We start from the raw sequence: 17841 nt of genomic DNA, 5'->3' as shown, positions 1-17841 counted from the left end.
ATCCGCGCTCGAGATGCTATTTTGTCAGAACGACCTAGGTGCTCCTCGACGATACATGACGGCAATTCTGCTGTCGGGAGGGCAAAGACTTAGGCGAGGCCATAAGTGGCGGCCCGGTGATAGCAAGCCGGTCAATTGCTTGTGCTAGATGAACGCTGAGAGTTGCGCTCCCTTTTCCATTCAGATGAACCAGATCATTGAACTGCGAGTCAGCTACAGCATCGCGCAAATTCACTATACTGAGACCCCGCATCCCGCTCTCGCTGCGCAAGCGATCCTCGACAAACCTGTCGACACCCGTCGGCTCCAGCGCGCGTAGCCTACTGTGCTCGGGCATCATCAACACGACGACACATGCGCCACGAGCGGTGAAATCGCGTATGATCTTTGCTCCGACATGTGGTCCCTGTCTGCTCTGCTCATAAGCCTTCAAATCATTCGCACTGAATGATCGCGCCCAAGCCAGCCCGCTTTCGATGGCTTTATCCGTCGGCGTAGTTTCCTTCAGCGTTCGTAACATAGGGCGCCAAGGACTTCGAGAATCTTGTGAAGTTGCATCAACGCCGATGATGGTCTGCGCCGCAGATCGAATATCCATCAAACGCCGGTCGAACCACGCGCGCAGATCAGTGCGCCTGTTAATCAGCCAAAATGATTGCCTGACATTACTCTTCACCTGTTCGATCAAGTTTTGCGGCGCAGACCTGCCGGCAATTGCGCGTGATTTGATTGGGTCGACAAGCGGATCAAGCAAATGCATCGGCGAGATGCCCAGCACAACCAGATCAGGCCGTAGATTACTGCTGAGGACCAGTTCGGCCTGTTCCGCCGTGCTAGGCACGCCTGCGCCCGCGCCAGCCACGCCGATAAAACGCCAGCGGTCGGAATGCGCCTCGGTCAGGGTGTCGATGCTTACACCTTCACGGACATTCGATATGCCCACGATTGCGGCGAGATACTTGCCGTCGCGAGCCATGCCAGACTGATAGGCAGCCTGGGCCGCATCGACACGTTGTTTGCTTTCTAACAGGAAGCCAACTCCGGTGCTCCTTTCGGGGAGCCATCGCAGAAACGAAGTGCCATCCAGTGCGAACGCCAATATATTCACGGTGACGACGAACGTGACAATCCACGCGGTAACACCTGCGAGTGGGAACAAGGAACGAATCGCGCGCATCAGGGCCTTCTTTTCAGAATTGTTGATAGAAAAAGGCCGCATCCGCCTGCGACAGGATGTAGACGATCATTAACTTGCTTGCGATGATGGCTGCACGCACGGGCAAAGTGCCAAGGAGTTTGCGAAGCCGCGCCCTAGGCGAAGCGCTGGCGGCCGTCGTGTCGGCCCGTTCGGGTTCTTTGCTCAGGCGGCGTTGAATCATCAGCCTAGGATCCTTTACCGATTAAAAATACCGGCAGAAATGCCGCTGACACATAAGTATATGTCAGGAGAGTAGCGGCGAGCCCCGCAACGCGGCTTTGGCGATATGCGACCATCTGCTGCGGCGTAAAGCGCTTCGTCAGCCAATTGCCGTATACGCGCACAGCGACCAATCCAGCGGCGTGCATCGCCCCCCAACCGAGCCAGCCCCATGTCAGTCCGTGCCAAAGCCCACACAGCAGGAAAGACACGCTTGTTGCGACAGAAGCAATGAGCACTGGATCAAACTCAAAAATAGGAAGAACATCGATTCCACCAGCAAGTGGATCCCCGTTGAATCAAAATCGTTAAGGAAAATTCGCTGGACCGCGAAGGCCAGCACGAACTTCTTAAAAAGGCCGTTGGCGATCGCTTCTGCGCCCGAAAGCGCCGCTGCCCTGTCTAACGCGGGAACTTCCGCCGGGCGTCGAAAATCGTCATAGGCTTGAATAGGGCCTGCTGCCAGCATGTGGAATGGGACCAGGTAGTTGACGAGATCGATGGCGTCGGGCGTCGAATCATTCTGTTCATTAACCGCGCGGATGACCTCAATCGCTCGCAGCGCGACGAAGGAAAAGCCGACTGCGGCGAGCAGCGGAGGTAATCCCGGCGGAAGGTTGACCGCCAGAGCGCCGCCAGTCTTGTTGACAATGAAGAAGATCAGCACCCAACCCAAAGTCAGCGCCATCAGGATCTGCCGCAGCTTGGTGTCTGCCATAAGGCGCAGTAAGCTATAAAGACCATGATTGCGACGGCGACGTGAATGACAAGACCGTGCACGAGCAGGCCGATAAACCCGAGGTTGATCGCCGCCTGCACATAGCGCCTCTTGGCGTTGCCACTCAGCAGTCTCATCGCCACGATAGTCAGCGCGGCGAAAATCCAGAAGAGCATGCTGTTAACTGAAATGACGGCCTGTTCCAAAAATCTTCTCTGTCTGCTTGGACGCCCCCATATGTCTCAGCGCCGCTCCATTATCCGATAATCCTTGCCCTCATCATCAACGAAGTTGAAGCCCCGTCGTTGATATAAAGCGATCGCGCGGCGATTATCCGCGCGGACATGTAGCGAAACGCCCTCGTCACCAGCAGTCTCGATGAGACCGGCTAGCAGATTGCTCGCCAGCGACGTCCCCCTGTAGCTCTCGGCGATCGCGATGCGCGCCAGATACATTCCGCGCGCACTAATCGGCCCAACCTGCTCACGAAAGCTCTGCAGATGCTCAAACACCCGGGACACCTCCACGCGGTCGAGCGCTCCACCCAGCAAATGCAGCCCAGCGCGCTGGCGATCCGCCTGTTCCCGCGCCGGATAGGCGCACATAATGCTGATGACGGACTCCCCGCAAAGGCTGCAGAGGGTGTCTGACAGTTCATTGCCCGGTTCGACCAGCTGCGCGGCGATGAGAACTTCCGCCCGGTCGTCCGTCAAGGGCTGATAGAAATGCGGCATGGCCAGCCGGACTAAACGCGCCGCCTCGATAAGCTGCTCAGCCGACAGCTCGTCTACGCGTCGCAGCGCGACATCGCCGGCATTGGACGCTAGCGTCATCGCCTTGGGCGCTCCATTATCCTCGCCATCATCGGGTGGCTGCGCAACGCGACATAGTCGACCTTGCCGTTGGCATTGAACGGCATGTCAGTCACCGCTAATATACGCGTCGGTACCATGTATTCGGGCAGGCGCGCCCGGCAAGCCTGCAGCGTTGTTATTTCGTCCTGGAGCGGGTTCAGCGCAAAGGCGGCGCAGCCCATGGCCGGTTCTCCTGGCTTTTGTGACCAAGGCAGCACAGCCACCAGATCTGACCGTGCTTCCTCGCGCACGACATGTTCGATTTCTTGGAGTTCTACTCGATAGCCCCTAATCTTCACTTGATGATCGGCTCGCCCGGAATAGAGAAAACCCTCGCCTACGTCATAGCGGCCGAGGTCTCCGGTGCGGTACCAGCGGCGGCCATCGGCATCGAACATGCGCCTGGCGGTCAACTCGGGGTCTTGCCAGTAGCCTTCCATGACCTGGCTTCCCGCCAGGCAAATTTCCCCAAAATCCTGTTTCTCGCCAGTTTCCGAAAACAGCGCCATATGTTGGCCAGGGAAGGGCTCGCCGAGCGGCACGACCGCTGGCGGATCCTTTCGCCCCGGCACATATTGGAACGCGCTAAATGCCACGGTCGCCTCGGTAGGACCGTAGATATTGGTGATGTGCGAATTGGGCGCTGCCTCCGCCCAAGCTTCAGCCACCGTGCCGGTGAGCGCCTCGCCACAAAAAAACGTGTGACGCAGCGTCGGCATGCTTGACGGCTCAAGCAAGCCAGCCTGCTTGATCAATCCCGCAGTAGACGGCACTGACAGCCAAGCGGTGATGTCATGTTCACTGACGAAGCGCGTGCACAGCAGGACCGCGTTCTCGGGCACGCTGTAAAGGCAGGCTCCGGACGTCCAGCACAGGAACATGTCATGGACCGAGAGGTCGAATGTCAGGTCCACCAATTGCAGTAGCCGGTCCGAGGGGCCGATATTACAGATCGTGCGAATGCCATCGAGATAGGCGAAGACATTGGCATGGCTGATTGGCACCCCCTTTGGCTTGCCGGTGCTGCCTGAGGTGAAGAACAAATAGGCGAAGTCGCCGCTGGCGCTCTCGCAGGGGGCGGACAGGTCGAGCGGGCGAGGGGACAGCGCTTCCGCCCCAAGCTGCTTTAGGGTCACGCCTTCGGCAATACCGCCTTCCGGGAAGCCTACCAGCTCCAGACTGGGCAATCCCTCGACAACTTCCCCGATAAGCGCGCGGTGCCGTTCATCGCAGAGCAGCGCAAATGCTCCGGATTCCTGCAAGATTTGACGATTGCGCTGGATCGGGAAGCGGGGATTGAGCGGAACGTAGGTCGCCCCCGCTAATAGCGTGGCGACGATGGAGACATAAGCCGTCAAAGTTCGGTCGGAGAGAATAGCAACCCGCTTCCCAGGACCGACACCGCCGTTTTCAACAAGCGCCTGAGCGATACCGCTCGCGCGTTCGAATAATTCCTCGTACGATAGCTGTGCACCCCTGCTCCACAGGGCAGTGCTCTGCCTATTTCGGCGCGCAAGGCCGATTAATGTCGATCCCAAATCCTTGGGGAGACAATCCGCTTCCATACTAAATTTTTCCGACGATAGGTTAGCTATGTTTGATGACGAGTTCGATCAATGACCCTGCATCTTCGAGCTGTGCCACTTCCGTGGACGTGAACCGAACCCCATACTTGCGCTCAATTTCAATGATGATTTGAATGTGGGTAAGCGAATCCCAACCCGGTACATCGTTTGCAGTGGTGGCTTCATCCATACAAAGATCGGGGAGTCGCAATACGTCCGAAACAATTGCGTTAATCTGATCAAGGATGACTTGTCGGCTAGTTGAATCCATTAAAACTTTCCTCCGGAGACATGCTCTCGACTTTAACTTAGCCGATTACGCACAACAATATCGTTAACGCTGTTTTAGAGCCGACGCTGCTAAAAACTGTTGGCAGTGGTCTTCGAGTCCGGCGCTAGCTTGACGAGGCGGGGGAGTTGCAGCGGCCTTTGCCTTCAATGTTGCAACGCTGCAGGCCTGGACCAAATATTTGGGGCCAGTCCAGTCCTTCCTAGCAAAGCCGGCGTGAATGACAATGCTATTCGCCTTGGCCGCGATGACAAAATACTCCAACCCTAGGCGCGTGGCGGCGCGGTTGTGGAGGCTTTCGAGCCAGAGAAGGGTTGTGTCATAGCAGGTGTCGATTCGTCGTGGCTGTATGAACTTACCGGCCATTTCCCCGAATCGCTTGCGGTCACGTTGGCGGCAATTGTCGGGATGCTCTGGCACCTTGGATTCGATGGGCGGGATGATCGGCATAATGCTCCGGACCGGCACGGCCTGTCAGAAGTTTTGTGCGCGAGGCTGTAAGATGGAATGAAGAGGACCATCATATGGCTATCGACAAGGAAGTATTGGATCAGTTGCTGGTAGGCCGTGATCCGCAGGAGCTATCTGTCAAGGACGGCTTAATCGACGATTTGAAAAAGGCGCTGTCGGAACGATTGCTGGCTGCCCAGTTAGACGATCATCTGGAATCAGAGGCGGCGGCAGGTGTAGGAAACCGGCGCAACGGAACGTCTCAAAAGACGATGCTGACGGGCAGTTCGAAAGTGTCGCTGGGTATCCCGCGGGATCGCAAGGGAACATTCGATCCGAAGTTAATCGCGAGATATCAGCGCCGGTTCCCGGGCTTCGACGACAAGATTATTTCGATGTATGCGCGCGGGATGACGGTTCGCGAGATCCGTGGGCACCTTGAGGAGCTTTACGGCATCGACGTATCCCCGGACCTGATCTCGACGGTGACCGACGCCATGCTGGAGACGATCGCGGAGTGGTAGGGCCATCCGCTCGACGCCTGCTACCCGCTAGTGTTCTTCGCCGCGATCCGCGTTAAAATCCGCGATGAGGGCTTAGTCCGGAACAAGGCCGTATACATCGTGCTCGGCATATTGCCCGACGGGACCAAGGAAATCCTCGGGATCTGGATCGAGCAGACCGAGGGCGCGAAGTTGTGGATGAGCCTCATGAACGAGCTCTAGAGCCGGGGCGTCGCCGATATCCTGATCGCCGTCGTCGATGACCTGAAGGGCTTCCCGGACACCATCAACGCCGTGTTCTCCGAGACGGTCGTGCAAACATGCTCGCGCATCTGATCGGAAACAGCATAAGCTTCGCATCGTGGAAAGATCGCAAGTCGATCTCGAGCTCGATCCGCAGCGTCTATCGCGCCCAGAGCGCCGAGGCCGCCCCGGACGCGTTAGAGGCTGGGCATTGGGGCCAGCAATACCTAGCGATCGCAAAAAGTTGGCGGCGCCATTGGGATCAGGTCATCCCATTTTTGCCGTTTAGTGAGGCTATCCGCCGGATGATCTACACCGCCAACGCTATTGAGGCTTTGAACTCGATGCTCTGGCGCGCTGTTCGCTCCCGCTGACACTTCCCCAGTGACGACGCTGCCATGAAGCTGATATACCTCGTCCTCAATAATGAGGCGCCGGAGTGGAAACGACCGCCGCGCAAATGGACCGAGGCAAAAACCCAGTTCGCCGTGATCTTCGGCGAAAGGTTCGTCATCTAATGACGACAATCAGCCTCACGGATAAAACTTCTGACGGGCTCGACCGGCAGGGTTTCCCGTAAGCGATGGTCATCATAAGCCTTGTCCGCCTGCAGCGCCCTGGTTGCGCGGCGCGCACGTCGATCAGCGCCTCGGCAGCTGCGTAATTCGCGGCCTCGCCGCCGGTCAGTATGAAGCCGACAGGCAGACCGTGATTGTCGCAGCATGCGTGGATTTCACTCAAAAAGCTGCCGCGTGATCGATCAAGGTCATTCGTACAAGGCCCTTTTCCCGCCATTTACTGAGACACGGCCGTGAACGCTGTTGCCGGGATCATGTGCTGCCAGTCGTTGGTCAGGCCCAAGTCGAACCAGTGTTTGCAGCATGGCATCCCACTCAATTTGTTCGGCCCACGTAAGCAAGCGCACTTAACCACAGCTTCATCGCTCTAGCGCTCGCATATGTCGCCCAGGGTCAGCCGACCCGCAGCACGAGAGGCATCCTAATTGATCGGCGTTGATCCTCAAATCCTGACCGGCAGCTCAATTTTATTAACCTTGATCGGATAAATGGGCACGCCTGAAGGATTCGCCATGACACGAACTTTTCTGCTTTTCGTTGGTCTGCTTGGGGGGTGTACGCCCGCGGTTCGAGACATTGCCTTGTCCGACATTGATCTGAGCAACATGCAGACGGTGCAAACGATCCGAGAGCGGCTAAGCCCGCAAGAGGGGGCTGCTTTTGCCGATTATGTCGTGAGGCACCATATCAAATCTGCTCACTATTGCGGCCAACCGCTCCTCAACAACGATGGCGAAGCGCCTGATACGGTTGGTGAAGCAGTCGACCTGACGGTCCGCCGAGACGCAGGAGATCGTTCGATCCTTGTGGCTGCTCAACCGCCTGCTCACCCGCGAGAACTTGCGAAAGACCATTGGGACAAGCTGATACGCAACCGCGACAATATAATCGACGCGCAAGCTCGGCTCCGCCTGGAATATGGCGATGACGCTAAACGTCGATCGGATTGGATGTCATTGGAAACCAGAATGATTGAAATCGATCGGAACCTCCTCGCCATAAAGCCGAACGTTTTCGGCTCCGGTACGTAACGCGAGATCTTCACAATCTTCGCTTAGTCGACCAACTTCAAGTTTTGTGACGCACTCGTCCGATAAATTGCGTCATGCGGTTGGATCTAGGGTCAGGCCCCGTTGATTAGCGGTGACGGCTGTGATTCAGGCTCTCGGCGAGGAGCCTGAATGATGAGTGATTTGTATTGGCTGACGGACGAGCAGATGGCGCGTCTTCAGCCCTATTTTCCGAAGAGCCATGGTCGCGAGCGGGTCGACGATCGACGGGTTTTGAGCGGGATCATCTTCGTCAACCGCAATGGGCTGAGGTGGCGCGATGCGCCGAGGGAGTATGGCCCGGCGAAGACGCTTTATAATCGCTGGAAGCGGTGGAGCGACAAAGGCATCTTCATCCGCATGATGGAGGGCTTGGCGACACCTCAGGCGCCAGAGCGCAAGACGATCATGATCGACGCGACCTATTTGAAGGCCCACCGCACGGCGTCCAGCCTTGGGGTAAAAAAGGGGGTCCGGGACGCCTGATCGGCCGCACGAAAGGCGGCATGAACACCAAGCTTCATGCCGTGACCGATGCAAATGGCCGCCCGATCAGCTTCTTCATGACCGCCGGGCAGGTCAGCGATTACACCGGCGCGGCAGCCTTGCTCGACAGTCTGCCCAAAGCGCAATGGATGCTGGCCGATCGGGGCTATGATGCCGACTGGTTCCGCGATGCCTTGCAGGAAAAGGGCATCACGCCCTGCATCCCGGGCCGGAAAATACGGAACAAGACCGTCAAATACGACAAGCGCCGCTACAAACGCCGCAACCGCATCGAGATCATGTTCGGTCGTCTCAAGGACTGGCGCAGGGTCGCAACCCGCTACGACAGATGCGCCAAGACCTTCCTCTCCGCCGTCGCCCTCGCCGCAACCGTCATCTTCTGGCTCTGATCAATGAGTCCTGACCCTAGGAGCGGCCGATGATTGTGACCGGACCCGAGGTCCGACGATAGAGCGTCAAGCAGTGACGCGAAAAACAAAGCACGGCAGCGACCAAACCAGTGACTTTTTGGGCAGGTTTAAGGATCGCGGAGCTATTATGTCCGATGAATGGGGGCGGCCCGATGACGCCGGTCAAGGGAAGGGCGACAGAGTTACCCCTGCCGCCCCCCTTTTGCACCGCATACCGCGAGCGCGGGCAAGCGGGATGTGGCTAGCTGTGTTAACCGTTAACCTAATAACAGGTTCCTACCACTTTCGGATTTTAGGCAACGGGAGGCTTTCGGACCACTAAAAGTACACAATTCGCGCCGGCGGCAGATGCGTCGTCGCTCGCACTTGACTCTCACCCGACACTTTCTCCGCCGCTGTCCTGCGCGGCCGCGCGGCTCGTAACGAAGCTAGCTGCGTTACCGCCTGAGCAACTCGCAGTATCGGTTTTTGTTAAGCTGACCATATAATAGTGTGCAAGATATCCGCCCCGCACCGCGATTTGAGATAAACAGAATGTTGTGCGGAGATCAGGAAAGTGCACACGGGCATCGATCCATGTACTCGTCGGAAGAAAGCGGCTGTTCGACACGAGGCCGCTCACCGGCGCGTTTCGTCCAGGACAAACACCGACAGTCGAAATTGCTGGCTCCACGAGAACCTCTGGGCGGTTCCTCTGGGTTGCTGACGACGCCGGGGGTCAACAGCGATGCCATTTACATTGTGCCGTCGCAGCATCGCCAGCAAACTCGCATACTATGGATTGTGTCAGCTGCCAACGGAGGGGGAGGATGCTCTTCCCAATGTAAGGCCTCATTCTGCAGGCCTGGGTCGGAATCCTCCCATGCGAGGTTACACCGTGGATGCGATGCGAGTGCGGTGCGTCCAATTGTGACATTGTTGGGCCAACATCGGGCACCTTATATAATGACTTAGGCGAGATGATCCACGCGCGGTGGCATCACCCCCTGGTTGGTGGGCTTCGTCGGAGGGGTCGGCAATCACTGCCAGTATGGTCTTAAAAAGCTGCGACGGAACGTCGAAGATATCGCCAACGAAATCCCTCCTTTGCAGCAGTCACCGATCTCGATGGGGGGCGTGGCTGGCGATATTTCCCGGGCTCACGGCAGCGCCCCTTATCTAGCGAAGCCGGCTCGCTATTCTGCCCAGGCTGAGTATCGAATGCTGTGGCATATGGATAAAGACATATCCGACCACCATGCTGGCCACGCGCCGGATGCAGTCCAGTTTTGCAACAAGATTTCAGCCTCAGAACTTGAAAGTTGACCCAGTTTTCGCGTGATGATCGCCTCTTCCGTAAAAAAGCGGGGCAGGCCTGGGCCTATCCGGCTTCCATCACCGCTCGGCGATTTCGTCAGATTATTCTATAGGCGACGGACATGGAGCGGTCGAGCCGTGCGCCTTCGACCACCGACATATTCGCGCGTCGGTCGATCATCCGCGCTCGCCCCAGTCTTCGACCGCGCTGTTGTACCGTGCCTCGGCCGCAGCATCGGTCAGGATATCGAGGGTCGGCACCGGCTTCGGCTCGACAGCCAGGTCAGCCGCACTCGGCAATGCGGCTTGTATCCTGACCTTGCCTGTCGCAGGCGCCTCCGTGCACAGCGCCATGGCGGCCTTTTCGGACGCTGCGAACATGTCGCCGCCGTCGCCGTCCTCATAGAAAGCCGTCAGCATAGTGAGCATAGCGCGCTTCAGAATCATCGGCGCGTCGGCCGGATAGACAAAGCCCGCGGTGAAGGTCTCCTCGATGCCTCCGAACACGGTGTGAGCCGCTGGCCAATAGGCTGCGGCAGCGGGATTGATCCGCGCTGGGCGGCTCGCCGCGCTCAGCTGCGCGTCGGCAGGAGCCCGGTATAGCCCTCGACTCAATCGCGCGCAGAGACGATCGCGTCTTCCATTAACGCGTTGTCGGCGCTGGAATCGACACGCAGGTGCTTTTTCGCTTCGGCGAGCGTGATTGGCTCGGCTGACGGGCCGGGATCAACGACATCGCCGACGAGCAGCGTTGCAAGATAGAGCGCGAGCATTGCATCTCTCCTTTTGCCGGCGCAGAACGGATTGCGGGATCGAAGCCCGACGGAGGTGATCGCCGTTCCTCGCTTCCGGCTCCTCAATGAGCGTAGCGCTAGTTAACGAAGTTGCAAATCCAGTTGATGCGGGCACAGTGCCCAAGGCGCCAAAACGGAGTTCGGCATGGGTAAAATTTTCGATCTTTTGCGATTTCTCTATGTTCAAAGAGTCTCCGGCTTCGATCCACCAGGCGACGAGCCGTTTATGCCCTTGCAAGAAGTCGAGCGATTCAAAGCGGAGATTGGCAGAGCGAATTTTTATGTCGAGTTCGGCTCGGGCGGCAGTACGGTTTATGCGAGCGCGAAAGGCATCCGCGGCGTCAGCGTTGAAAGTGACCGATATTTCGCCCGAAGCGTCGCCACGAAGCTGGCTGGTACATCAATTGATCAGGTGGTGGTTGACATGGGACTGGTCGGGAAGTGGGGTAAGCCGCTTTTTCCCAGCAAGGCAAAAGCTAAGCGTTACATCTCCGCTCCTTGGAGAGAGGGGCCATTCCCGGACTTCATTTTGGTTGATGGGCGATATCGCATCGCCTGCGCCCTCGAAACTGCGCGTAGGGCAGAAGAGGCCGGCGCGATCGGAACCTTGATGGTTGACGATTACGGCCATCGGCCACACTACCTCCCTATTGCTGAGATTCTTGGCACCCCGGAGATGGTAGGGCGCGGAGCGATATTTAGGATCGGAACACAGCAAGTTCCCATCTCAACCGTTGAAAAATGGCTGGACGATCCGTTTTGACGATCCGCAAAAAAGGTTCAGCCGCGAAGCCAGCGCGTTCGCTGAGGTTAGCAATGGCAACGCCCGATACCGGGCGTCACCGCTCGCTCATTATGTGAGCTTTTTCAACCTGACCTGATGCGTTCGCCCCATGATCGTTGGCAACTTCGCAACAAGCCTGGCCACTGTCGTTGCGGCAATCCTTGCGAGGACAACGAACCCGAGTGCCCGACCTGCATCGGGATGCGGCAGTGGTAACGATTTAAGCGTGATGGCGCGATCCGCTTCACGGACCCGCGAAGGAAATCGATCGTTTCTGCCAACGTCTTGCCCGACCCAACTCAGATCGTCACGCGCAACGCGACAGGGTTTATGACATGACCCCTGGTTTCCACCAGCCCGGATTAGAGCCATGCGAGGTTTTGCACTGCTACCCAACCTTGGACCACGCGGGTCTAGAGTTTTCCGCCTTACTCACATCCGGTGGGCTGGTTGCACCGGCTGAGTTTGCCAGCCGTATCGGGGGGATATTCCCGATCGCGCTGTGCGGTCGCTCTTCGTTGTAGTGTCTACGCCAAGCCTCCAGCTTTTCGCAAGCGTCTTGCAGTGACAGGAACCAGTGCGCGTTCAGGCATTCGCTCCGCAGTTTGCTGTTGAAGGCTTCGATGAACGCGTTGTCTGTGGGCTTGCCAGGGCGGGAGAAGTCGAGGATCACGCCGCGCTGGTAAGCCCACAGATCCATGTCCCGGGATATAAATTCGCTGCCATTGTCCACCCGGATCGTCTTCGGATAACCGATCTCCTGCATGCCCGTTCCAGCGTGGCGACCACATCTTCACCGCGATAGCTGAACCGAGGATCGACCACGGGCGATAGCCGCGAGAACGTGTCGACCACTGTCAGAATGCGCAGCTTCCGACCAGTCGCCAACTGATCGTGCACAAAGTCCATCGCCCATACATTCGGACGGATCGCTGGTGCACGATCCTCCCGCAGCTTCGCTTTCACACGGCGCTTGGGCGTTTTATTGCGCAGCTGCAAGCCCAACTCCCTGTAAAGCCTGTATACCTTCTTCATGTTCACAGCCCAGCCATCGCGGCGGAGGATGTAATACGCCCGCCGGTAGCCGTAGCGGACATGCGTCTCGCAGATATCCCTGAAACGCTTCTTCAAAATGGCCGGATCGGTGCGACAAGCCTGGTAGTGATAGGTTGATCGATCAAAGTGCAGTGCGGCACACGCCCTGCGGATCGTCACCTGCCAGTCCTGCCGAACCGCGTCGATAATCTCGCGCTTGCGATCCGGCCTCAGAGCTTTGGCCGCGCTTCGCTTGGCCGCCTGCGGCCCCGCTTGAGGACATCCTGCAGCATCTCGCGGTCAAGCGTCAGGTCCGCGACGATCTTCTTGAGCCGCCCATTCTCATCCTCGATCTCGCGCAGCCGCCGCATCTTCGACGGCATTAGCCCCGCGTATTTCTTCTTCCAGTTGAAGTAGGTCGCCTGGCTGATTCCAGCCTTGCGACAGACCTCTGCAACCGGCGTGCCCTCCTCGCCCTGCTTGATGACAAACGCCTTCTGCGCGTCCGTAAACTTCGTTGCCTTCATGCCGTACCTCCTCGCCCAGCCAAGGATATCTACGGCGGAAAACTCTAACCACAACTGGTCCAGAATTCAGGTGGCAGAGCAGATGCGGCCAAATGAGAATGGAGGCTGCGAGGGGGCCATTTGCATGTCGGCGCGTCGGTCCTATGCTTCAATTGTATGAAGAACGAAATTGCCCTCGAACACCTTGCCTGATGATCGGCGATTGGCAAGCATCTATCGCGCATGCGGATATGGCGGACTGGGGGACGGTCGCGGCGTATTTCCTAGCGGCGATCCTGTGTTGGCGCGCAGAAAGGCACGCACGCCTTCAGCGTAGTTCACGCGAGAAAATATTCTGGAGATCCACGGCGATTTTCTTCGTGCTTCTAGGATTCAACGAACTCCTCGATTTGCAGACTCTTCTAACTATGATCGGACGCGCGCATGCCAAGGCGAATGGCTGGTACCCCGATCACCGTAGGATCCAATATCTTTTTATCGTCGCTTTGGCGATCGGTGCCCTCTGTTTGGGCGCGGCGCTTCTCTGGCTGACGCGGCGACTGCATTACAGCGTACGTCTCGCCCTCGGCGGCCTCGTCTTCATCGGGCTTTTCATTCTTCTACGGGCCGCGTCATTCCATCATTTGTATGAGATCCTTGGCCGCGGTGCGGCCGACTTTCCTTTGGGGTGGATTCAAGAGATGGCGGGCATCCTACTCGTTGCCGCAGCGGCGCTGCTGTACAGGCCGGAGCGGTAGGTGGCACGTTACGAGTGAAGACATTCAGTGATTGATCCCTGACCGATATCAGACTCACTTTGGCCTTTTTCAGGACGCCAATAGCTGGTGAGGGGATTGCGTGCGCCCCCGCTCGACGTCCGAAACCTGCAGGGACATTACAAATGTAGCGATCCCTCGGAATTACGCCGGGCAGTCCGCGCTGCCCGTGTTTCCATGTCAGCTCTCATGCGCCGATTTCCGTCCTGATAACCGAGACCTGTCCCATCGTGGGGCAAAGTTTTGATTCGCAAATTGAGGCGTTTTGGTTAAATGTTACTAAACACGTAACGCAAACAGGCGAGTCGCGCGGGTTATCGCCTTTAATCTAGGGAGCTACGAACGATGCGAACTTTAATAATGAAAACACTGCTGGCTGCGACCGCAGCAATGGCTCTTCCTGCGGCCGCGAACGCTGCAATCATCCTCGGGTCCGTCACGCCGGGAACGGTGCCCTATTCGGGCCCGACCCCGACGTATGACTTCAGATCGCCCACTCCAAACGTGACGGGTGGTCTCATAACAAATACCAGCGAGAGCGGCGTCGGTGCTCAGCCCTACGGCAGCACTGGTAGCTTTTGGACGGTAGGCCCAGACGACGGGTCGCCTGGTAATATGGATCTCTCATCCTTCGGAAATATTTCGAACATCAGCTTCATCTGGGGTTCGGTTGACGGGTACAATCTGCTCGAGTTTCTTGACGCAGGAGGCAACGTTTTGGCGAGCTTCACGGGGGCGGATGTCTTCAACCCTGCGAATGGCAACCAGACGGATCCGAATACGAATCCCGTCGTCCGCTTTAATTTGACGGATGGCGATCAGACCGCATTCACGACGCTTCGGCTGAGCTCGACGTCGAATGCGTTCGAGACGGATAACTTCGCGATCAATGCAGTTCCGGAACCCGCTACCTGGGCTTTGATGATGATCGGCTTCGCTGCGGTTGGCTTCGGAATGCGCCGTCGTCGTCCTCAGGTTTCGGTTCGCTACGCCTGAACACTGCAGAGCATTTAACGAGAGGCGGCCATTTATGGTCGCCTCTTTTTTTGTCCGATTGAAACTGCGCCCGGCGGTCCCATTCGAGGAGGTCATGTCCCGATCTTTGAGTTGGATAATAGGCAACCAATTCATTGTTAATTCGCGATCACGAAAACTGGTGAGGTCAATGATCGACCAGGAGCTTGATCTGGGGAGTTTCGACGCCAAGAATTGTAGCAATATCGGATCGGACCGAGGCAAACTTGTCTGAATCATCGACAATTTGCGCCTCGATATAAAACGAAGCAAGATTGACGGTCGGAACGCCAAAGAGCTTGGCAAGGTCGACCATTCTTCACCGCTTGGGAAACGATCGAACACTTTCCCAATGGCTGACTGATGCAACGCTGACGCCCAGGCTGGCGGCGACGTCGTCCTGCATCAATCCGCGCTGGGACCGAAGACTACGCATTCTGCCATCCAGTGTCTCTCCCGCGGAATTCGACAAAGCCGTGTCAGCGCTTCTTCGTCTGAAATTCTGGCTAGGGAGTTCATCGTCATGCAAAGGCGCCGGCTTTACCGCCTCGAGGGCTACATTTTCGAATTCGCAGCCGAATAGCTTGCCACTCTTCCACAGGCCTCGGGCGGTCGCCCGCGCGTCCGGAGAAAATTCTACTTCCAGATGATCGTCGACTCTCGCTGGACGGTCGGCCTCAATGATTAGGACAGACGGAGTCGCCAAGTGAATTGTCGCGAGAGTGCCTCGAAGCTCTTGCGCGTGCGAATCCTCGCGCAGCGTAATTTGCATGGCGCACCTTGCGCAGTTTCGAAACATTCCAGATGTGCAGCAAAAGCCGTCGATGCGCATCGTCAGGGGCGGACAGTTCCATCCGCTGGTTAACGCGACATACGTCAAATGCCCGAACTACAACACAGTTTAACGCTGCCTCAAGATCTCTTGAACGGCAGCCTGCGCTGCGCCTTGCGGGTTCATCCCGCGTGCCATTGCTTTCTAGGCTTGGATAGAAGCCGAGATGTTTAGTTCATCTTGGTCACAAGGAATGCCCTGATCTCGTCCGCGATGTCGGGTCGTTCGAGCGCGACGGCCAGATTGGCCTGGATATATCCGGCCTTCGACCCGCAATCGTAGCGCGCACCTTCGAAGGTGACAGCGTGGAACGGCTGGTTGCCGATCATGGTCGCCATCGCGTCGGTGAGTTGGATTTCGCCGCCCGCGCCCTTTTCCTGTTTTTCGAGCACGCGCATTACCTCGGGCTGCAGAATATAACGGCCCGAAATAATCAGGTTTGACGGCGCCTCGGCTACCGGCGGCTTCTCGACGAGCCCGGTCACCTCGGTCAGCGCTCCGTCGCGGGCACCGTGTGCAATGACGCCATAGCTCGACACCTGTTTGTGCGGCACTTCGAGCACCGAGATCAAATTGCCGCCGACCTTATGATACGCATCGACCATCTGCTTCATGCAGCCCGGCGTTCCGTGCATGAATTCGTCGGGGAGGAAGATCGCGAAAGGTTCGTCGCCGACGATGTCGCGCGCGCACCAGATCGCATGGCCGAGCCCAAGCGGTTCCTGCTGGCGGACATAAGCGCAGGCACCTGGTCGAGGCGCGTCGGTTCAGAACCGACAGATCGCCTGCCGCGTTCGGACATCGTTTTTCAAGTTCGAAGGCGACGTCAAAATGATCCTCGATCGCGCTCTTGCCGCGCCCAGTGACAAAGATCATCTGTTCGATCCCCGCCTCGCGCGCTTCGTCGACCGCATATTGGATCAGCGGCCGGTCGACGACTGGCAGCATTTCGCCCAGGGATCGCCTTCGTCGCGGGGAGGAAGCGGGTGCCGAGGCCGGCGACGGGAAAGACGGCTTTGCGGATCAGTTTCATGCTCGTCGCGATATCAGAAAATCTTAAAGACAGTCTCAACTTGGCACGGCTCTAGATGGACCGAATATTACAAAATGGCACGTGTTCCGCGAAAACACTGCACCAGTCGTCGGCTGGCTACGCTTCGGGGCGGGAGAAATCACGCCTATCCGCCGTGTCACAGCCCTGCTACGTCATTGCATGGATCCGACATGCGCGTGTCGCGCAACATCTGTCAGCAAGGGAGCGGAGCGGACGTGGAAACATTTTGGGATTGGATTACCGTTTTTACATTTGCCGGGCTCGCCACCCTACTTCTGCAACGATCCGCCGAAGAAGAACCGCGCGATCATCTTTGGCAATATGCGCCTCCTGCTGTCGGCTGCGCTTTGGCGAATTATGTTGGTAATGAGGGGCTATCATGCGCCAGCAGCAGTGATTTTTGAGCGACCGTCGTGTACATCTTCAAGGTTCTGAATGTCCCGATTCCGTTCCTCAAACCGTAGGCGTTGTTATACGCATGGCATGCGACGACCTGTCCAGCGACGAAAAGGTCAATACTAGTTCGTTCTACAAATAGTTGAGGGCTTACAGGGTCAGCCAGCGCCGATCGGCTCAGGCCTCTCGTCCCGATGGACTTCTTTGCTAGCCTACACGTATTGCTGCAAATGTTACGGAACTATTGGAAATGTTAAGGGTCTGAGCTTTAATGGTGAGGCGCTTGCATTCGTCTGAGTTGCCCCAGCGACAGCGTGTCCCCGTCGATGGGGGAGGCGCTAGCTCTTGGGTTGCGAAGACAAGCTGATAATTCACGATTAATTTTCAGCGCGATAACATGGTAGAGATGGCGGCGGCGAGGCGTGGCGACACGCGATATTGCTATAACCGGGATATGGTGGGGCTTAGGGCAGTTATCCAATGAAGCATTTGCAGACAAGATCGTCGGAGGGGTCATGGTTGCCAGTTCGCGTCGTTGATCCGGCCGCAGACGCGCCCGGCTTATTCTCGTCTGCGCGCGACAAGCGCACTTTTCTGTACGGCCTGTCACTCCTGCTCGACATTTTGTCTTTGATTGGTGGCTATCTGTGCGCGCTCGAACTGCGAGACGAGCGATGGCTAGCCGCGGGAGGACAGTCCATCGTCTTTATCGCGCTGCCTATCTTCATCATGTTCGAGATTGCTCGTGAAGCCCAAGATGCTGAACTCTAG

At 57.3% G+C, this 17841-nt stretch carries 20 protein-coding genes and 3 pseudogenes; 9 read left to right on the top strand and 14 right to left on the bottom strand.

Features of this window, described 5'->3' with window-relative positions; genetic code table 11:
• Window positions 1–34: 34 nt before the first annotated feature.
• The 8 genes from IPF76_RS15930 to IPF76_RS15895 all read right to left on the bottom strand — a co-directional run bounded on the left by IPF76_RS15930 (window position 35) and on the right by IPF76_RS15895 (window position 5293).
• Window positions 35–1177, bottom strand: a complete 1143-nt coding sequence (locus IPF76_RS15930; protein ID WP_293846108.1) for a hypothetical protein — start codon at window positions 1175–1177, stop codon at window positions 35–37.
• A gap of 13 nt (window positions 1178–1190) precedes the next feature.
• Entirely contained in the window at window positions 1191–1379 is a 189-nt protein-coding gene (locus IPF76_RS15925; protein WP_293846106.1) for a hypothetical protein, read from the bottom strand.
• A gap of 213 nt (window positions 1380–1592) precedes the next feature.
• Window positions 1593–2135 carry a hypothetical protein gene (locus IPF76_RS15920; protein ID WP_293846104.1) on the bottom strand — a complete coding sequence of 181 codons (543 nt, stop codon included), beginning with the start codon at window positions 2133–2135 and terminating at the stop codon, window positions 1593–1595.
• A complete protein-coding gene (locus IPF76_RS15915; RefSeq protein ID WP_293846102.1) occupies window positions 2105–2341 on the bottom strand; it encodes a hypothetical protein in 237 nt (78 codons plus the stop codon). Before IPF76_RS15915 ends, IPF76_RS15920 begins: the two co-directional genes overlap by 31 nt.
• 36 nt (window positions 2342–2377) lie before the next feature.
• Window positions 2378–2968: a GNAT family N-acetyltransferase gene (locus tag IPF76_RS15910; protein ID WP_293846100.1), complete on the bottom strand. Its 591-nt coding sequence runs from the start codon at window positions 2966–2968 to the stop codon at window positions 2378–2380.
• Complete coding sequence (locus IPF76_RS15905; RefSeq protein WP_293846099.1) at window positions 2965–4554, bottom strand: amino acid adenylation domain-containing protein; 1590 nt, start codon at window positions 4552–4554, stop codon at window positions 2965–2967. Before IPF76_RS15905 ends, IPF76_RS15910 begins: the two co-directional genes overlap by 4 nt.
• 22 nt (window positions 4555–4576) lie before the next feature.
• Entirely contained in the window at window positions 4577–4825 is a 249-nt protein-coding gene (locus tag IPF76_RS15900; protein WP_293846097.1) for an acyl carrier protein, read from the bottom strand.
• A 63-nt stretch (window positions 4826–4888) separates the two neighbouring features.
• Window positions 4889–5293, bottom strand: a complete 405-nt coding sequence (locus IPF76_RS15895; protein WP_293846095.1) for a hypothetical protein — start codon at window positions 5291–5293, stop codon at window positions 4889–4891.
• Between the two features lie 74 nt (window positions 5294–5367).
• Between IPF76_RS15895 and IPF76_RS15890 the strand changes: the two are divergent.
• From IPF76_RS15890 to IPF76_RS15875, 4 genes and pseudogenes are all read left to right on the top strand, one after another.
• A pseudogene (locus IPF76_RS15890) lies at window positions 5368–6557 on the top strand (IS256 family transposase).
• 548 nt (window positions 6558–7105) lie between these two features.
• A complete protein-coding gene (locus tag IPF76_RS15885) occupies window positions 7106–7648 on the top strand; it encodes a hypothetical protein (protein ID WP_293846093.1) in 543 nt (180 codons plus the stop codon).
• 153 nt (window positions 7649–7801) lie between these two features.
• Window positions 7802–8562 (top strand): IS5 family transposase gene (locus IPF76_RS15880; RefSeq protein WP_293847379.1). Its coding sequence is split into 2 segments (ribosomal slippage): window positions 7802–8126 and window positions 8126–8562, totalling 762 coding nucleotides; the frame shifts between segments, so codons are not numbered across the junction.
• Between the two features lie 1011 nt (window positions 8563–9573).
• Window positions 9574–9888, top strand: coding sequence for a hypothetical protein (locus tag IPF76_RS15875; RefSeq protein WP_293846091.1), 315 nt, complete (start codon window positions 9574–9576; stop codon window positions 9886–9888).
• A gap of 168 nt (window positions 9889–10056) precedes the next feature.
• On the opposite strand, the gene IPF76_RS15870 is transcribed toward IPF76_RS15875, so the two are convergent.
• Together IPF76_RS15870 and IPF76_RS15865 are read right to left on the bottom strand one after the other, a co-directional pair.
• Window positions 10057–10386: a hypothetical protein gene (locus IPF76_RS15870; RefSeq protein WP_293846090.1), complete on the bottom strand. Its 330-nt coding sequence runs from the start codon at window positions 10384–10386 to the stop codon at window positions 10057–10059.
• 104 nt (window positions 10387–10490) lie between these two features.
• Complete coding sequence (locus tag IPF76_RS15865; protein WP_293846088.1) at window positions 10491–10652, bottom strand: head-tail connector protein; 162 nt, start codon at window positions 10650–10652, stop codon at window positions 10491–10493.
• A 166-nt stretch (window positions 10653–10818) separates the two neighbouring features.
• On the opposite strand from IPF76_RS15865, the gene IPF76_RS15860 reads away from it, so the two are divergent.
• Complete coding sequence (locus tag IPF76_RS15860) at window positions 10819–11436, top strand: hypothetical protein (protein WP_293846086.1); 618 nt, start codon at window positions 10819–10821, stop codon at window positions 11434–11436.
• Between the two features lie 409 nt (window positions 11437–11845).
• On the opposite strand, the pseudogene IPF76_RS15855 reads toward IPF76_RS15860, so the two are convergent.
• Window positions 11846–13019: pseudogene (locus IPF76_RS15855) on the bottom strand (IS3 family transposase).
• Window positions 13020–13210: 191 nt separating this feature from the next.
• Between IPF76_RS15855 and IPF76_RS15850 the strand changes: the two are divergent.
• A complete protein-coding gene (locus tag IPF76_RS15850) occupies window positions 13211–13756 on the top strand; it encodes a hypothetical protein (RefSeq protein WP_293846085.1) in 546 nt (181 codons plus the stop codon).
• A gap of 378 nt (window positions 13757–14134) precedes the next feature.
• The gene (locus IPF76_RS15845; protein WP_293846083.1) at window positions 14135–14770 is read left to right on the top strand and encodes a PEPxxWA-CTERM sorting domain-containing protein; all 636 of its coding nucleotides are present in this window, start codon (window positions 14135–14137) and stop codon (window positions 14768–14770) included.
• Between the two features lie 166 nt (window positions 14771–14936).
• Here IPF76_RS15845 and IPF76_RS15840 read toward each other — a convergent pair whose 3' ends face one another.
• The 3 genes and pseudogenes from IPF76_RS15840 to galU all read right to left on the bottom strand — a co-directional run bounded on the left by IPF76_RS15840 (window position 14937) and on the right by galU (window position 16653).
• The gene (locus IPF76_RS15840; protein ID WP_293846081.1) at window positions 14937–15104 is read right to left on the bottom strand and encodes a hypothetical protein; all 168 of its coding nucleotides are present in this window, start codon (window positions 15102–15104) and stop codon (window positions 14937–14939) included.
• Between the two features lie 3 nt (window positions 15105–15107).
• Window positions 15108–15224: a helix-turn-helix domain-containing protein gene (locus IPF76_RS20975; protein WP_366499751.1), complete on the bottom strand. Its 117-nt coding sequence runs from the start codon at window positions 15222–15224 to the stop codon at window positions 15108–15110.
• 566 nt (window positions 15225–15790) lie between these two features.
• Window positions 15791–16653: pseudogene (galU, locus tag IPF76_RS15835) on the bottom strand (UTP--glucose-1-phosphate uridylyltransferase GalU).
• Window positions 16654–16844: 191 nt separating this feature from the next.
• Between galU and IPF76_RS15830 the strand changes: the two are divergent.
• Window positions 16845–17078: an XrtV sorting system accessory protein gene (locus IPF76_RS15830; RefSeq protein ID WP_293846079.1), complete on the top strand. Its 234-nt coding sequence runs from the start codon at window positions 16845–16847 to the stop codon at window positions 17076–17078.
• A gap of 472 nt (window positions 17079–17550) precedes the next feature.
• On the top strand, window positions 17551–17841 hold the full coding sequence (locus tag IPF76_RS15825; RefSeq protein ID WP_293846077.1) for a hypothetical protein: 291 nt from the start codon (window positions 17551–17553) through the stop codon (window positions 17839–17841).

This window comes from Sphingopyxis sp., assembly GCF_016704835.1.
GTDB lineage: Bacteria > Pseudomonadota > Alphaproteobacteria > Sphingomonadales > Sphingomonadaceae > Sphingopyxis.
Note: the sequence above shows the minus strand (reverse complement) of the source record. Positions and strands in the feature narration are given on the sequence as shown.